Source organism: Flavobacterium sp. GSB-24 (genome assembly GCF_027924665.1).
Classification (GTDB): domain Bacteria; phylum Bacteroidota; class Bacteroidia; order Flavobacteriales; family Flavobacteriaceae; genus Flavobacterium.
The window spans coordinates 1,416,940-1,432,731 of record NZ_AP027043.1 but is presented as its reverse complement, the minus strand read 5'-3'; the positions used below and the strand labels follow the sequence as shown (position 1 = coordinate 1,432,731).

The 15,792-nt window shown below is 33.1% G+C and carries 14 protein-coding genes and 1 tRNA gene; 7 read left to right on the top strand and 8 right to left on the bottom strand.

The genetic code is table 11. The features are described 5' to 3' along the window. Window positions 1–205: 205 nt before the first annotated feature. From QMG60_RS06480 to QMG60_RS06460, 5 genes are all read right to left on the bottom strand, one after another. A complete protein-coding gene (locus tag QMG60_RS06480; protein WP_281867258.1) occupies window positions 206–2,305 on the bottom strand; it encodes a peptidylprolyl isomerase in 2,100 nt (699 codons plus the stop codon). A 107-nt stretch (window positions 2,306–2,412) separates the two neighbouring features. Further along, window positions 2,413–3,669, bottom strand: a complete 1,257-nt coding sequence (locus QMG60_RS06475) for a hemolysin family protein (RefSeq protein ID WP_057117646.1) — start codon at window positions 3,667–3,669, stop codon at window positions 2,413–2,415. Window positions 3,670–3,875: 206 nt separating this feature from the next. After that, the gene (gene lptC / locus QMG60_RS06470) at window positions 3,876–4,427 is read right to left on the bottom strand and encodes an LPS export ABC transporter periplasmic protein LptC (protein WP_057117648.1); all 552 of its coding nucleotides are present in this window, start codon (window positions 4,425–4,427) and stop codon (window positions 3,876–3,878) included. Window positions 4,428–4,477: 50 nt separating this feature from the next. Next, window positions 4,478–5,704: a hypothetical protein gene (locus QMG60_RS06465; protein WP_281867257.1), complete on the bottom strand. Its 1,227-nt coding sequence runs from the start codon at window positions 5,702–5,704 to the stop codon at window positions 4,478–4,480. Continuing rightward, on the bottom strand, window positions 5,697–6,431 hold the full coding sequence (locus QMG60_RS06460; RefSeq protein WP_281867256.1) for a type III pantothenate kinase: 735 nt from the start codon (window positions 6,429–6,431) through the stop codon (window positions 5,697–5,699). The genes QMG60_RS06465 and QMG60_RS06460 overlap by 8 nt, the downstream gene beginning before the upstream one ends. A gap of 103 nt (window positions 6,432–6,534) precedes the next feature. On the opposite strand from QMG60_RS06460, the gene QMG60_RS06455 reads away from it, so the two are divergent. From QMG60_RS06455 to QMG60_RS06425, 7 genes are all read left to right on the top strand, one after another. Beyond that, window positions 6,535–6,607, top strand: a tRNA-Phe gene (locus tag QMG60_RS06455). A 50-nt stretch (window positions 6,608–6,657) separates the two neighbouring features. After that, complete coding sequence (locus QMG60_RS06450; RefSeq protein WP_134139137.1) at window positions 6,658–6,942, top strand: GIY-YIG nuclease family protein; 285 nt, start codon at window positions 6,658–6,660, stop codon at window positions 6,940–6,942. Between the two features lie 95 nt (window positions 6,943–7,037). After that, window positions 7,038–7,322, top strand: a complete 285-nt coding sequence (locus QMG60_RS06445; protein ID WP_134139137.1) for a GIY-YIG nuclease family protein — start codon at window positions 7,038–7,040, stop codon at window positions 7,320–7,322. A gap of 96 nt (window positions 7,323–7,418) precedes the next feature. Beyond that, entirely contained in the window at window positions 7,419–7,703 is a 285-nt protein-coding gene (locus QMG60_RS06440) for a GIY-YIG nuclease family protein (RefSeq protein ID WP_134139139.1), read from the top strand. 96 nt (window positions 7,704–7,799) lie between these two features. After that, entirely contained in the window at window positions 7,800–8,084 is a 285-nt protein-coding gene (locus QMG60_RS06435) for a GIY-YIG nuclease family protein (RefSeq protein WP_134139139.1), read from the top strand. 456 nt (window positions 8,085–8,540) lie between these two features. Then, a complete protein-coding gene (locus tag QMG60_RS06430; RefSeq protein ID WP_281867255.1) occupies window positions 8,541–10,034 on the top strand; it encodes an MFS transporter in 1,494 nt (497 codons plus the stop codon). Between the two features lie 11 nt (window positions 10,035–10,045). Beyond that, window positions 10,046–10,270 (top strand): DUF6814 family protein, encoded by a 225-nt coding sequence (locus tag QMG60_RS06425; RefSeq protein ID WP_057115955.1) that lies wholly within the window; start codon window positions 10,046–10,048, stop codon window positions 10,268–10,270. Window positions 10,271–10,375: 105 nt separating this feature from the next. Here QMG60_RS06425 and QMG60_RS06420 read toward each other — a convergent pair whose 3' ends face one another. From QMG60_RS06420 to QMG60_RS06410, 3 genes are all read right to left on the bottom strand, one after another. Then, the gene (locus QMG60_RS06420; RefSeq protein ID WP_281867254.1) at window positions 10,376–13,249 is read right to left on the bottom strand and encodes an alpha-amylase family glycosyl hydrolase; all 2,874 of its coding nucleotides are present in this window, start codon (window positions 13,247–13,249) and stop codon (window positions 10,376–10,378) included. Window positions 13,250–13,331: 82 nt separating this feature from the next. Next, the gene (locus tag QMG60_RS06415) at window positions 13,332–14,147 is read right to left on the bottom strand and encodes a SusE domain-containing protein (protein WP_134139132.1); all 816 of its coding nucleotides are present in this window, start codon (window positions 14,145–14,147) and stop codon (window positions 13,332–13,334) included. Window positions 14,148–14,175: 28 nt separating this feature from the next. Then, on the bottom strand, window positions 14,176–15,783 hold the full coding sequence (locus QMG60_RS06410) for a RagB/SusD family nutrient uptake outer membrane protein (RefSeq protein ID WP_134139131.1): 1,608 nt from the start codon (window positions 15,781–15,783) through the stop codon (window positions 14,176–14,178). Window positions 15,784–15,792: the final 9 nt, after the last annotated feature.

Here is a 15,792-nt window from a genome sequence, read left to right as displayed (position 1 = left end):
TGTTAAATTTTAAATTCTGGACAAATTAACTGTAATAATTTGAATATCACAAATTTTTTAAATTAAATTTCGATTATTCCTATATACTATAAGATAATTAACAAAAAAATATTACAAAATAGAATTATTTAGTTTTCAATAAAAAAAAGAAAACCCGAAACATCTTAATGACGTTTCGGGTTTTTATGGTATTAGTTACTATTTACTAGTAATTGAATTGTAATCTGTTATCTTCAATTTTTGCATTGTTTTTCAACGCTGGTAATACTCTGCTAGCATCATTTGCGCTTTGAGCTTTTACTTTCTCTACATAAGCAGCGTGATTAGCAATTGCAGGAGCTTTTACCGTTTTAATGTTTTTAACAACATATACTCCCGTGTTTCCTTCAATTGGAGCAGAAATTTTATTTGCAGTTAAAGCAAATGCATTTCCAACAACTCTTGGCTCTTGTCCAACTCCACCTGGTAATACTGGATTATCTAAAGTTACATCAGTTGCTTGTTGAACAGCAACTCCAGCTGCTTTAGCGATAGCTTCAATACTTGAACCTGTCATTTTTGCTTTTAATAATTCAGCTTTTTTCTTGTTTTTCAAGATTGGCTCTACGTAAGGTCTTGCCATTGTAACTGAAACTAAACCTGATTTGTTTTCACCTTTATATTGAGCGATAACGTGTCCGATATTTGCAATTTCAAAACGTTTTACGTCTCCTTTGCTTGTTTCTTTGTCAAAAGCCCATCTTACAATGTTACGTTGGTTTCCTAATGGTCCAAAAGCTTCATCCATAGCTTTAGCATTTACAGGCTGAGCAACTTTTAAACCTAATTCTTTTGCTGCAGCATTGAAATCTTTGTCAGCAGCATCCATTTCGAATTTAGTTGCCAAAGTAAATACTTTATCAGATGTAGCTTCAGAAGGCTCAATTTTTTGAGCAATTGTAGCTAAACGAATTCCGTCTTGTTTGTCTGTAATTTTGATAATGTGAAATCCGAAAGGAGTTTCTACTAAACCAACTTTACCAATTCCGTTATTGAATACAAAATCATTGAATGGTTTTACCATTTGGTTTTGACCAAAATATCCTAAATCACCACCTTGTTGTGCAGATGAATCATCAGAACTTGTAAAAGCCAACATCATAAAACTATCTGGATTAGCTTGAACTTGAGCTAAGATTTCTTCAGCTTTAGCTTTTGCTTCTTCTTTAGTTCTTTTTTCTTTTGGTGATGGTGTCTGAGAACCTTCGTATGCAATTAAAATATGACTAGCTTTTGCGTTAACTCCAGCTTTAAATCCTTGAGATTTAGAAATTGCATAGTATCTTCCGTAAACATATGGACCGTAAATTGCTCCAGCTGGTAAACTGAATAATTTATCAGCATCTACAGCTGGTAAAGCATTTTTAGGAACATAAGTAGAATCGTAAGGAACATCAGAATTTGCGTTTACAAATTCAGCGATATTTGTTGCAGTTCTAAAACCTGGCAATGTATCATTTTTACCTGTTTTAGCATTGTAAACAACACTTCCTGACAATAATGCATTTAATTTTGATTTAATTTCAGCTTCATCTTCTTTAGAAGCTTTATCTTCTACTAGAACATATTGAATTTCACGAGTTGCATCCGCTTTGAATTTTTTCTCGTTTTTCTTCATATAATCTACAATTTCTGAATCAGAAATTTTTACTTCACTATCTTTAATAGAAGAGTAAGGAGCTGCAGCATAAGCAAAGCTTACTTTATTAGCTTCCATTTCATACTTTAACTTTCCTTCACTAGCAGTTGTGTAAAGTCCTGATTTAACTAAAGTATTATAGATTTGAAACTTTGCGTTCAATTCTGCATCTTTCTCTTTTTGAGCGATGTATTGTGCTGCTTCTGGATTTGATTTGAAGTAATCTTTAAATTTAACTACATCAAAAATTCCTGCTGCATTTAAGAACATTGGGTTTTTACCAATGTTTGGATCTGATTTTAAAACTTCTAATAAGTGTTTTTCACCTACTCTCAATCCTAATTTATCAAATTGTGATGACAATAAAGCGATTGAAACTTCTTGATCCCAAACTCTGTTTGCAGCTTCAGTGGAAGTAATACCTTGCCCACTTTTTTCAACATTACTAACTTTAACTCTAAAGTCTTCAAATGAAATATCTTTTCCGTCGATGCTTCCTACATCTTTTGAACTTTGACCAAATGTTCCTCTTGTAAATAGATCTTGTATTATAAATGCAAATAATGCAAGTGCAATAACTCCTATCAATAAAGCGGAACGCTGTCTAATTTTTGCTAAAACTGCCATTTTATTATCGTTAATTTTATATTCAGTTTGCGAAAATACAATTATCTAGTTAATAACAATACAACTAGCGTTTTATTTTACACATTTTTTTTTAATAATTTAAAAAATCAATCTTTAATTGTCAATTTGACTAGTTCTATTTTCTTATTTGACGCCTCTTTTATAAAAAAATGGTACTTATCTATTACAATTTTATCTCCTTTTTGTGGGATTTCTTTTGTATGATTTACAATAAAACCTCCTAAAGTTCCATAAGAATCTTCCTCAGGAATCATCAATTTATAGGTTTCATTTAAATATTCAACATCTAATCTTGTCGAAAACAAATACTTGCCTTCGCCTATTTCTTCTTCAATTAATTCTTCATCTAAATCATGTTCATCTTCAATTTCACCAAAAAGTTCTTCGACAATATCTTCAATTGTAATTATTCCAGAAGTTCCGCCATATTCATCTAAGACAACTGCGACATTTTTACGTTTTTTAATCAATAAAGTCAAAACATCTTTTATTAAAATTGTTTCAGGAACAAACTCAACTGTCATCAAAACCGATTTTATTGTCGCTGGTTTTTTGAATAAATCAAACGAATGCACATAACCCACTATATCGTCTAAAGAATTCTGGCTAATGATAATTTTAGAATATCCTGTTTCGACAAATAACGCTTTAAGGTCATCAACTGTATCAAACAAATCTATGTCTACAATTTCTGTTCTAGGTGTCATTATATCGCGTGCTTTTACACCTGAAAACTCCAGAGCATTTTGAAAAATCTGAATTTCAGAATCTACTTCTTCATCTTCTTCAACCGTGCTCATTTGTTCTGTAATATAATTTCCAAGTTCAATCCTGCTAAATAATTGAATCTGATTTCCTTCTGTTTTAAAAAATTTACTCAGCACAAAATCTGCAATCCAAATAAAGAAAGTTGAAATGTAATAAAATAATCGGTAAAATAAATAGGCCGGAAGAGCGAGAATCTTAATTAAAGAATTCGCATAAATCTGAAAAAATACTTTAGGGAAAAATTCTGAAGTTAACAGAACCACAAATGTGGCAAGCAGAGTTTGAACAAGAACATTCCACCAATCCGAAAAAACAAGACCAAAATGCGCCATCCAATTCAAAATCAGATCGCCCATAAAAAAGCCATAAACAACCAAAGCGACATTGTTGCCAATAAGCATGGCCGCAATAAATTTGGATGGATTTTCGGTAAGTTTAGTTAAGATTCGAGACAAGAAATCGTCTTGTTTCTTTTCTATTTCGAGGTAAATTTTGTTGGAGGAAATAAACGCGATTTCCATTCCAGAGAAAAAGGCTGCTAGTATTAAACATATTATTATAATACTAATTTCCATTTTTATTGTTTTTTGTTACGGTTATCGTATTTATTAAGAAACCTTCTTCTAAAGAAAAACATAAAAATAGCCATTCCTGCGATTACAAAGTAGAAGGGATAACTTTCATCTCCTTCGTTTAGTTTCATTATACCATCATAAGCAAAAAAAAGTGCAAATGCGATATAGATAAATTGTGTATATTTTAAATAACCCATGATATATTTTTATTCTTCAGATTCAATTTCGCCGCTTATTCGCTGCGAATTAATCACTTTAAAATCTTTACTAAAATCTATTCCCTGACCGTGAGAAACTCCTTTTTTATCGGTAAGTTTAAATTTTCTTTCGGTATAAAACCATTCATTTTTCTGATCGAAGTACAATTGCTCCGTTTCCAAAACCTGTCCAGCTTCAGAGGTGATTTTTACTTTTCCTATCAAATCAATAATCCCTGTATTTTTATACGAAACCGCATAATTTCCTCTTATAAAGGTACGCTTTTGCTTTTTGTCATATAAAGTAACATCTAATCCTTTAGGAAATTCTGTGAAAGGAAAATCAAGATTCGAATAATCCAGCATTTTAGGACTTATTAAAATACCTGAAATACGTCCAGAATCTGTATATTTTATATTAACTGTATCTGCATCACTTGCCGGAACAAACTCTGAGAAGTTAATTTTCTGAACATCTTTAAAATTACTTTCGCACCCAAAAAATAGTGTCACAGCAAAAACTGTGACAACTAGCAGACTATATCTCTTTGGTAAATTCATTCGCCAAATGTAATAAATTGTAATGAGCTTAGAAAAGATAAATATTATGTTTATTGGAATTTACTCTTCACGAACCATTTGTCGTTGAAAGAGAAACTTAAACTAAAATTCACGTAATTTTCTTGAACTAAATTAGAAGAAACTGTACCTCTTTTACCAAATTCAATTCCGAAATTCAAATTTGAATAAGATCCTGGAATCGGAATTCCAGCTCCTAATGTCATGCCGACATCTTTAATTGATTCGTTGTTTACAATCAAACCAATTTTTTCATATTTCAAACCAGCTCTATAGGTAATTCTACTCATATAACTTGTAAACGAATTATAATTAGGAAGATAATATCCTCCTAGAGCATATTTAGAATAACTTTCATAGCTTACATTTTGAGCTGAATTGTAATAATTTGCTAACTGTCCATCTCCTTGAAAAGTCATATTTGCACCTACAAGCCATTTTCTTGCTTCACCGATTCCTAAACCAATGCTTAATTTATTTGGAAGTTTTAATTTTGTTGAAGTTGCAGGATATATATAAGGATCAGGGTCACCTTGTACTGAAATTACTCTTGTATTATCTGAACTTAGATTACTGGCAAATGAATAACTCAAACTAGAAAATATACTAACCTTTTTGTACACTTTTCTTTGATACATCGTTCCTAAGCTAAAAGCCATACCTGATAATTCAGATGTATTTACTTCTGCTGTTCCATTTTGCACACCAGAAATACCTTCTACACTTGTTGTTGTAATTTTTCCAAAATTGTATTGGGCATCTATACCAATATTCCAATTTTGGATAATTTTATATCCTAATCCGAAATAAACTTTGTTTACCCCTCCTTTTCCGTCAAGCTGTGAATTAACATCTCCTTCTGTCGGAGAACTATTCAAAATTTTATATCCTACCGAAGTTACTGGGATCAAACCAAAAGAAGCACCAAATTTTCCCATAGGAATTCCTAATGCTAAATAATCAAAAGTACTACGTTGTGCTTTTTCAGATTGCGTACTTGTTTTTAAATTAGAAGTCGCAAAAGTTCCCCCAACGGTAAACGTAGTTTGTATTAAACTGGCATAACTTGCAGGATTATCTAAATTTAAGTGAATCGTATCTTGCTCCACTGCAACGCCAGCCATAGATCTATTTTCAAGAGTTCCCTTGAATCTTACATCTCCTATTCCGAAAAAAGAATAAGGCGAAGCAGTACCTTGTTGAGCAAATGAAACGAACGATATAAGCAAACAAGCGCTTATTAATACTTTTTTAATCATTGTCGATTTTATATTGATATGTTTGGTTCAAACTCTCCAGAAGGAAATTTGAATTGGCAAATATGGTATTTTTTAATCGTTTAGCCAAAAAATCTGCATCGCCTCCCGTTAAAATTATGATAAAATTTGAAAACTCTCTGCGATAATCATCGATAAAACCGTCAATCTCATAGACGAAACCATTGACAACACCAGAATGTATGGCTTGTGCCGTTGAGTTTCCTATATATGATTCAGGGTTTTCTAATGTAAGTAACGGCAGTCTGGCCGTAAAATTATGCAGTGATTCATAACGCAGGCGAAGACCCGGAGAAATGGCTCCTCCTAAATAATTATCATTTTCGTCGATAAAATCGTAGGTTATGCATGTTCCCGCATCAATAACCAATCTATTTTGTTTGGGGAATTTTAAAGTTGCTCCCGCAGCCAAAATCATTCGATCTATTCCTAATGTTTTTGGTGTTGCGTATTTATTATGAAAAGGAAATACATCTTCGTGTGTAAAAAAATGAACTTTTAATTGATTTTCGAAAGTTAAAAAGGATTGTTTTTTGATACTTCCTACTGATGCAACAACCAAATCGGAGCAGTTTGGAAATTTTTTTAAAATTTTTTCAATTTTTTCTTCCAGTTCATTTTTCTCAAAAATAAAATTCTCCAGAGCAGTATTTCCCTCAAATACAGATGCTTTAATTCTGGTGTTTCCGACATCAACAGTTAAAATCATTTTTACTTTTTGTTTCTGCGAAGATACGAATTGATTTTTTTTTTAAAATGTTTTGGATAAACGGAAAATGATTCTATCTTTGCACCCGCATTAACCGCACAACGGTACCTTAGCTCAGATGGTAGAGCAATGGACTGAAAATCCATGTGTCCCTGGTTCGATCCCTGGAGGTACCACAAAACCCGAATAGAAATATTCGGGTTTTTTGCTTTTTAATACTCATTCAATGCATTATCTCTATATTCTCTATTCAAAATCATCTCAAAAATTTTACATCGGCGAAACCAATAACATAAACGAAAGAGTAATAAAACACAATAATCACTCTTATTCAAATTCCTTTACCAAGATTGCCAATGACTGGGAAATCGTTTTAACTTTTAATTGTACTGACAGAGACGAAGCTCTTTACTTGGAACGCTTTATTAAAAGAATGAAAAGCAAAACCTTTAATGATAAAATAATTAATGATCCGTCAATTTTAAAAGATATTTTATCCAAAAGAAACTAAATATGTGTCCCTGGTTCTCCCAAAGCCTCGGGACTGGAGGTACCACAAAACCCGAATAGAAATATTCGGGTTTTTTGCTTTTTAATACTCATTCAATGCATTATCTCTATATTCTCTATTCAAAATCATCTCAAAAATTTTACATCGGCGAAACCAATAACATAAACGAAAGAGTAATAAAACACAATAATCACTCTTATTCAAATTCCTTTACCAAGATTGCCAATGACTGGGAAATCGTTTTAACTTTTAATTGTACTGACAGAGACGAAGCTCTTTACTTGGAACGCTTTATTAAAAGAATGAAAAGCAAAACCTTTAATGATAAAATAATTAATGATCCGTCAATTTTAAAAGATATTTTATCCAAAAGAAACTAAATATGTGTCCCTGGTTCTCCCGAAGCCTCGGGACTGGAGGTACCACAAAACCCGAATAGAAATATTCGGGTTTTTTGTTTTTTAATACTCATTCAAATGCATTATCTCTATATTCTCTATTCAAAATCATCTCAAAAATTTTACATCGGCGAAACCAATAACATAAACGAAAGAGTAATAAAACACAATAATCACTCTTATTCAAATTCCTTTACCAAGATTGCCAATGACTGGGAAATCGTTTTGACTTTTAATTGTAATGACAGAGACGAAGCTCTTTACTTGGAACGCTTTATTAAAAGAATGAAAAGCAAAACCTTTAATGATAAAATAATTAATGATCCGTCAATTTTAAAAGATATTTTATCCAAAAGAAACTAAATATGTGTCCCTGGTTCTCCCGAAGCCTCGGGACTGGAGGTACCACAAAACCCGAATAGAAATATTCGGGTTTTTTGTTTTTTAATACTCATTCAAATGCATTATCTCTATATTCTCTATTCAAAATCATCTCAAAAATTTTACATCGGCGAAACCAATAACATAAACGAAAGAGTAATAAAACACAATAATCACTCTTATTCAAATTCCTTTACCAAGATTGCCAATGACTGGGAAATCGTTTTGACTTTTAATTGTAATGACAGAGACGAAGCTCTTTACTTGGAACGCTTTATTAAAAGAATGAAAAGCAAAACCTTTAATGATAAAATAATTAATGATCCGTCAATTTTAAAAGATATTTTATCCAAAAGAAACTAAATATGTGTCCCTGGTTCTCCCGAAGCCTCGGGACTGGAGGTACCACAAAACCCGAATAGAAATATTCGGGTTTTCTGTTTTTCTATACTTTTCTGTTTTTTTTACCGCAAAGTGCGCTAAGATTTACGCAAAGGTTCGCAAAGTTTTAAAATTAAACTTTGCGAACCTTTGTATTTTTTTTTGAGTCTTTGCGATTAAAAACCTCTTCAAATTTTCTTTTGTTTCAAAAAAAGTCATTCCGCTTGATTTTATGCAACTCCAGCTAAAGCTGAAGTCAATTCAAAAAAACTTTGCGAACCTTTGCGTTTTTTCTTTCTAAACTTTGCGGTTAATCCAATAAGTCAACAAATTAACAGTTTTTGTTAAAAAAGTATTGACTGAATAAAAAAATAACTTCTATATTCGTAAAGCTATATTTTTAACATTCATTTACTAATAAGATCTCAAAGCAGTTTTATGAGCGAAACTTCTACTAAGGGCATTTGGAAAGTAATTTCAGCCTCTTCTATGGGCACCATGATTGAATGGTATGACTTCTATATTTTCGGCAGTTTAGCCGTTGTTATTTCAACCAAGTTCTTTCCCAGTGATAATCCGACCGCAGCATTTTTATCTACTTTAGCCACTTTTGCAGCCGGATTTGTAGTCCGTCCTTTTGGTGCTTTATTTTTTGGAAGACTGGGAGATATTATTGGTCGGAAATATACTTTTATGGCGACCTTATTATTAATGGGCGGATCTACTTTTTTAATAGGATGTATTCCGAGTTACGAAACGATTGGTTTTTTCGCACCATTATTAGTTCTAATTCTGAGATTATTACAAGGATTAGCTCTTGGAGGTGAATATGGCGGAGCAGCAACTTATGTAGCAGAACATGCTCCAGCTGGTCAAAAAGGTTATTGGACTTCTTGGATTCAGACCACTGCGACTGTCGGTTTATTTATTTCTTTAATGGTTATTTTAGCAACCAAGAGTATTCTTTCTCCAGAAGATTTCGATTTATGGGGATGGCGTGTTCCTTTCTGGGTTTCTATTGCTATGGTTGGCGTTTCGTATCTCATCAGAAAAAATATGGATGAATCGCCTGTTTTTGCGAAAGCTAAAAAAGAAGGAACGACTAGTACAAATCCGTTAAAAGAAAGTTTTGGAAACAGATATAATATGAAGTTCGTTTTACTGGCTTTGTTTGGAGCAACAATGGGACAAGGCGTTGTTTGGTACACAGGACAATTTTATGCCATGAGTTTTATGAAAACGGTTATGAATGTTGACTCTTCGCAAGTAGATGAATTATTAGGTATTGCACTCTTAATTGGAACTCCTTTTTTTATTATTTTTGGATGGCTGAGCGATAAGATTGGGCGTAAATATATTATGATGTTCGGAATGCTGATTGCCATATTGTCTTATAGACCTATTTATAAGATGATGTACGATACAACAGATATAAACCAAAAAACCGAAATTGTAGAAAACCCGACAGAAACTACTGAAACAAAAGATAACGGAAGTTCTATTGTTACAACAGAAAAAAAATACACAGATGGCACAACCGTCTTGGAGAAAAAAACGTACATGGAGAAAAAGGATGTACAAACTAGTGTTTCAATAACAATTAATTCAAGAGATAAATGGACTTTAATTTTCTTAGTTTTTATTCAAGTATTATTTGTAACAATGGTTTATGGTCCAATTGCCGCATTTTTAGTCGAAATGTTTCCAACTAAAATCAGATATACTTCTATGTCGCTTCCTTACCATGTTGGAAACGGAATATTTGGAGGATTACTCCCTGCTATTTCTACTTATTTTGTAACTCACGCCAAATCGGCCGGAAAACCAGATTATTATCTAGACGGATTATGGTATCCTATTGTAATTGCAGGAATCTGCTTTGTAATTGGAATGATATATATTGACAACAAAAACAAAACTACTCACCTTTAAAATTTAAAAAAATGAATGCGATTAAACAAGTTTTAGGGGCTTTATGGATTGCTTTAGCAGCTGCAGCAGCTTATTTCTGTGTGTTTGAATTTGGTTTACCTAAACTGCTTTCAGACCAGCAAGACGATTTAGTATTTGGTGTAATTATCTTATTTATATTGACACCGCTGATTGTCATGGGCCTGGGTACATTTGGTTATTATTCTCTGATCGGAGAATATAATAAGAAGAAATAAACATCACAATCAAAAATAGAAAAGGGCTGTCTACATTATGTAGAACAGCCCTTTTTCCTCACTAACCTAACCAAATTCTTAATCTGTAAAATATATTTTCAACGTTTATTTTTTAATAAACTTCATTACTTGAGTTTTATGATTTTCATCAGAAGCTTTTACGAGATATAATCCTGTTTGTAATTCGCTTACGCCAAATTGAAAATCAGCATTATTATTTGAAGTAAAGCTTTTAACTAATTGTCCTGAAACGGAATAAACCTGAACTTTTTTAAAAGAACTATTTAAAGTGAAATAATCTGAAACTGGATTAGGATATAGACTCACCATATTGCCTTTTTCAAAATCATCAATCGCTAAGTTTGCTGTTTTGTTACCATAAATTCGATAGTCTCCTGGAGGCAGATTGATTGGCGCATTTACATCGGTTACATTAATAGTTGTATTATCCATTAAATTATACCAAGTTCCCGGATACGGAAAACCTGTTGCAACATTTTGTGCCGTGGTATCGAAATTGGCCAAAATCAAAACATTTTTTAATTCCGCTGCAGTCAGAGCTGAATTTTCAATTTTGATATTAATCAACAAAGAGTTCGCATTTGTCATTGTGGGAGTACCTAAAAAAACAGGTTCTACGGTTTTAAGCGTAATCATTTTAGCCCAATCGTTATAAATTTTATTACGATTAGAATCTCCGATCCAATTTTCTGTCCATTGAGGCTGTGGTTTTGTATCTAATTTACAATCGCCGGGAATTGTTCCTGAATCATCATTTACGGTTCCGTTATTGCAACTGAAAATAGAATCATCCATTCCTAATTCTCCAAAGTGCCAAATCATTTTTGGCCCTGGAACTAATAATGAAACTGCTCCAATCGCAGACATTCTTGACAATGCTGTATTTAATGTTTTTACGTTATAAGTTCCATTAACAGCTCCATATTGTACATTTTTGTACATTAGACGTTCTTCATCATGACTTTCAGCATAACCCATTAAACGATTCGCATTAAAACCACGACTCACACTAGTCATTCTTGAAATATTACTATCTGAAGCGTAACCCATTGACAATTGATTATAAGGATTAGTCATTTTTCCCCACATCATAACTCCTTTGCTTGGCGTTTCAGTAATTTTATAATTTGCCCATTCTCTTTCTTCAATATCGCTTCCTAAATGTTCAAAAATGGTATAATGTGTTGGATCTAAACTCCATGAATAATCTGCATATTTTTTTAGAATATCTACTCTATCCTGTTGATAAGCGTTTGTACAACTTTCATCTGCTGCCGTACAAGCTTGGGTAAATCCTTTAGTTAAGTCCCAGCGGAAACCGTCAATTTTGTATTCTTCAATCCATTGTTTAATAACACGATTGACATAATTTTGAGTTTTTAGAGATTGATGATTAAAATCTTCTCCAACACTATAGCTATGCTTTGCAACCGTATTAAAATATGGATTTTCGGCAGTTGGCGAACCAAAACCATCCCCGTCTGGGTCATTCATCCACATTCTTACCATCGGATTTCTTCCAAAAGCGTGGTTTAGCGCAACATCTAGAATTACAGCAATTCCGTTTTGATGGCATAAATCGATAAACTCTTTTAATTTGTCTGACGTTCCATAGAATTTATCTAAAGCCATGTGAAATGAAGTATTATAACCCCAGCTTTCGTTGCCTTCAAATTCCATTACCGGCATTAATTCAATAGCATTAACTTTTAGATTTTTAAAATAATCTATTCGATCTATTAAACTCTGATAACTTCTGTTCGCATCAAAATCACGCACTAAAACTTCATAAACCACTAATTTTTCTTTTTCTGGTTTTACAAAATTAGTAACCTGCCAATTATAAGGAGTCTGACCCGTTTTTAAAACTGTAACCTCAAAATTTTGTCCCGCAGGATAAACTGGCATATTTGGGTATTTTGCCACAGGAATCGAAGCATCATCATAAGGTGACAAAACCAAAGTAGAATAAGGGTCTGCCGTTTTAACCATTGCTGGCGAATTTGCAAGCGGCGTTGCATCTACAACCCAATATTGATAGGTATTATTTACACCAGAAACTAATCCAGTTAATTCAAGCCAAAATTTACCTGAACTTGGATCTTTTTTCATTGCATAAGCTGATGTTGGCTGCCAATTATTAAAACTTCCTGCGACGTAAACAAAGTCCTTCAATGGTGCATCTAAAACTAAAGTGGCTTTTGTTGCATCAGAAATATTATAATTAATTCCGTCTACTAATCCAGCCGGCATAGCTTGCGAAACAGTATTTGGGTTTACAACTACTGAGAATTTCTTTGAAATTGTAGTAGCACCTTGAACAACAATCAATTCGTAGCTTTGATTACTTGTTATATTGGTGTGCGAATAAGAATAACTTGATGTACTTGTATTAGTATTGATCGTTACTCCGTTTGATTTTAAAGTATAATTTGCAGCTCCTCCTGTATTTGTTGCGGTAATAGCAAAGTTAGACCCAGAATTAATAATTGTAGTACTATTTTCTATTGGGGAAGACAGAGAAACTTGAAAAGATCCAACCTCGACAACAATATCTTGAGATTGTTTCGTGCCGCTTCCGTCTTTTGCTTTAATTAGAAAACCGATTCTTCCGATTCCGTTTCTATTAAAATATACAGATGGGGTAAATGTTTTGGTATAAGTATCGGTTCCTGCATTATAAGTAAATTTAGCTGCTTCATTTGAAGATGTCCAAGATCCGTTAGACGGAGAATCCATTTGATTTGTATCGTTCACATCATACGACCATGACCAAAGGTAAAGCGCATTTCCTGTAACTGCCCAAGTAGATTCATTAATACTGCTCCCGTTAATTGTAATCGTAATAGGTGTAGTATCTTCAAAAGTTGAAGGAGTTATAGAGTAAGTTGCTGTCTGTATCTGTGCAAATGAAAATGCAGTCAGCAATAAAAAAAATAATAGTAGAATTCTTTTCATAATTATATTGGTTTGCCGGTTAGATAGTTTGATTAAAAAAGGGCTATCTCGAGATAGCCCTTTTTGTGAATCACATTAAAAACTAGTCTAATGTTATTTTTTTCGCACCATTGTCAATAGTTAAAACTCTTGATCCAGTTGGTCCAGTATATTTAAAGTTACTGTCACCATCTCCTGCATTTACTAATTCATCATCAATAGTATAACCTAAACCTGAATAGTAAGTATAGTTATGACTTGCATCCCAGTTTCCATCACTTGTAAAGTTGTTTCCTAAGAATTCTCTAAAAGCTTCTCCGCTTTTAAGAACGATAGTTACTTTGTAAACATTTGTTGTACCTACTACTAATGGGAATTCTGTTTCAGCATCACCTGCCCATGTCCATCCTCCTGGAGTTGCAGCTCCAACTAACCAGTGAGAACTAGCTAATGGCACGTGGTATGGAGTAGCTGTAATAGTGTAAAAATTTGAATATTGTGGAATACCTGAAGCACCTACAACAGATTTAATACGAATATCAATTTTGTTTTCTTCTTTCTCAACAAATCCTCCATTTACTAATGCTGAATTTAACTCCGAAACTGTAAGTGTTTTAAACCTTTCAGTCGTATTAGAAACTACTACAGGAGTAGCAAAACTTGTTCCTGCTTTTGCAACTTCAATGGTATAATTTACAACCGTTTGAGACCCGTTATATTGTGCATCATTCCAAACTACTGTTGTAGCCACTTGATTTTCTGTGTCTTTAGAAAGAACAATACTAAAATCAGATTTTGGTGTTAATAAAACTGGAGCTGTTGATGCTTCAATTACTGGTCTGTTTTCTACGTCGTCTGCGTTACAAGAAACTGCTAATACACCAACGAATGCGATTAATACTTTATATAGATTTTTCATTTTGTTTATTTTTAGTTATAAGATTAGTTTAGTATCCTGGATTTTGTTTTAATGTTGGATTTGCCTGAATGTTTCTTGCAGGAATAGGCATTAAATCTCTGTATGAATCAGTTGCACTTCCATTAATAGAACCACCTTTCCATTGCCAGATTTTAGAACCTCCAGTAAATTTTCCAAAACGAATTAAGTCTGTTCTTCTGTGACATTCCCAGAACAACTCTCTTCCTCTTTCATCTAAAATAAAATCAAGAGTTAATTGAGGTGCTGTTATAGCTTGAGCCCCAGCTCTACTTCTAATTTGATTGATATATACTAAAGCAGTCGCAGCATTTCCTGTTGTAGCTCCTCTTAAAGTTGCTTCAGCATACATTAAATAAGCGTCAGTCAATCTGAACATTGGAAAATCAATATCTGGAATATCATTTCTTTGTGCTGCAGATCCATCAGCTTTTTTGTTGATATACTTCGTTACAGCATAACCATCTGTAAAAGTTCCAACATTTTTAATGTCTTTTGATTGTCCATTCGTGTAGAATGTTCCTCTTTTATCTCCAGTTGCAGTTTCGTCTGGGAAAAGGTTCACAAACTCTCTACGAGTTCTGATACCTTGCCATCCTCCATCCATACCTCTAGAAGCAGCATCCATACTACCTCCAATTGAAGCGTGCATGATAAAACTCATTCCACCTCCAGTAGCTCTAATTGCATTACCATCACCTACAATTGGGAAAATAACTTCGTTTTGAGCACCATTTGTGTTGTTATCTGCAGAAAACAAATATCCGTAAGGAATATTTGCAAATGTGTAACCAGAACTAGTAATGATTTCGTTGCATAATGTAGCAGCTTCATCATTTCTAGCAGTTCCTGTGTATACTTTAGCATTTAAATAAATTTGAGCCAATAAAAATTTAGCTGCAGTTTTATCAACTCTTCCGTATTCATTTGTTTTAGAAGCTGCTAAACTGCTATCTAAATCTTTCAACTCTGACTCAACAAATGCAAAAACTTCTGCTCTCGTTTTTTGTACTGGATAAAAGAATCCAACAGGATCATTTTCTGTAGTGATTGGCACATTTCCGAATAAATCCATTAAGTTGTAATAAGAGAACGCTCTTAAAAAACGAGCTTCTGCTCTAAAAGTAGCGATTTCAGCTTTTAACCCAGCGTCAACACCTCTAGCTGTTAATTTCTCATCAGTAGTTTGTCTTAAAAACTCATTTGCTACACTAATATGATAGAAAGCTCTTGAAAAAGTTCCTTCTAAAAACTCGTTAGACGGAGACCATGTTTGAGAGTTTAATGTTGGTAACGTTCCATCTGCCCAAGCAATAATTGCCTCATCTGTCGTAAATTCCTGAGTTACAAAAAGTAACCTTAAGTAACTACTAAAATCTCCACCAAGTCCAGCAATATCTGCAGAACCATCTCCATCATTACCTCCTACATATAATCCAGCATATAATTTTGCTAATACTTGTTTGTATGATGCTGGATCTTGAAAAAATGTCTCTGATAAAAATTCATCATCATCTCCTGGCGTAACATTTAAGTCGTCAGTACATGAGGTAAGCGTCATACTTAATCCTAACATAAGTAGGAAAAAATAAGATATATATTTAAATGATATTTTCATTTTATTAAT

Bases quoted from the DNA above. Each gene is read 5' to 3' on its own strand.
- QMG60_RS06415 (WP_134139132.1), bottom strand. From the start codon at position 14,147: ATGAAAAATCTATATAAAGTATTAATCGCATTCGTTGGTGTATTAGCA.
- QMG60_RS06435 (WP_134139139.1), top strand. From the start codon at position 7,800: ATGCATTATCTCTATATTCTCTATTCAAAATCATCTCAAAAATTTTAC.
- QMG60_RS06475 (WP_057117646.1), bottom strand. From the start codon at position 3,669: ATGGAAATTAGTATTATAATAATATGTTTAATACTAGCAGCCTTTTTC.
- QMG60_RS06425 (WP_057115955.1), top strand. From the start codon at position 10,046: ATGAATGCGATTAAACAAGTTTTAGGGGCTTTATGGATTGCTTTAGCA.
- QMG60_RS06440 (WP_134139139.1), top strand. From the start codon at position 7,419: ATGCATTATCTCTATATTCTCTATTCAAAATCATCTCAAAAATTTTAC.
- QMG60_RS06445 (WP_134139137.1), top strand. From the start codon at position 7,038: ATGCATTATCTCTATATTCTCTATTCAAAATCATCTCAAAAATTTTAC.
- QMG60_RS06420 (WP_281867254.1), bottom strand. From the start codon at position 13,249: ATGAAAAGAATTCTACTATTATTTTTTTTATTGCTGACTGCATTTTCA.
- QMG60_RS06430 (WP_281867255.1), top strand. From the start codon at position 8,541: ATGAGCGAAACTTCTACTAAGGGCATTTGGAAAGTAATTTCAGCCTCT.
- QMG60_RS06460 (WP_281867256.1), bottom strand. From the start codon at position 6,431: ATGATTTTAACTGTTGATGTCGGAAACACCAGAATTAAAGCATCTGTA.
- QMG60_RS06450 (WP_134139137.1), top strand. From the start codon at position 6,658: ATGCATTATCTCTATATTCTCTATTCAAAATCATCTCAAAAATTTTAC.
- QMG60_RS06410 (WP_134139131.1), bottom strand. From the start codon at position 15,783: ATGAAAATATCATTTAAATATATATCTTATTTTTTCCTACTTATGTTA.
- QMG60_RS06480 (WP_281867258.1), bottom strand. From the start codon at position 2,305: ATGGCAGTTTTAGCAAAAATTAGACAGCGTTCCGCTTTATTGATAGGA.
- lptC (WP_057117648.1), bottom strand. From the start codon at position 4,427: ATGAATTTACCAAAGAGATATAGTCTGCTAGTTGTCACAGTTTTTGCT.
- QMG60_RS06465 (WP_281867257.1), bottom strand. From the start codon at position 5,704: ATGATTAAAAAAGTATTAATAAGCGCTTGTTTGCTTATATCGTTCGTT.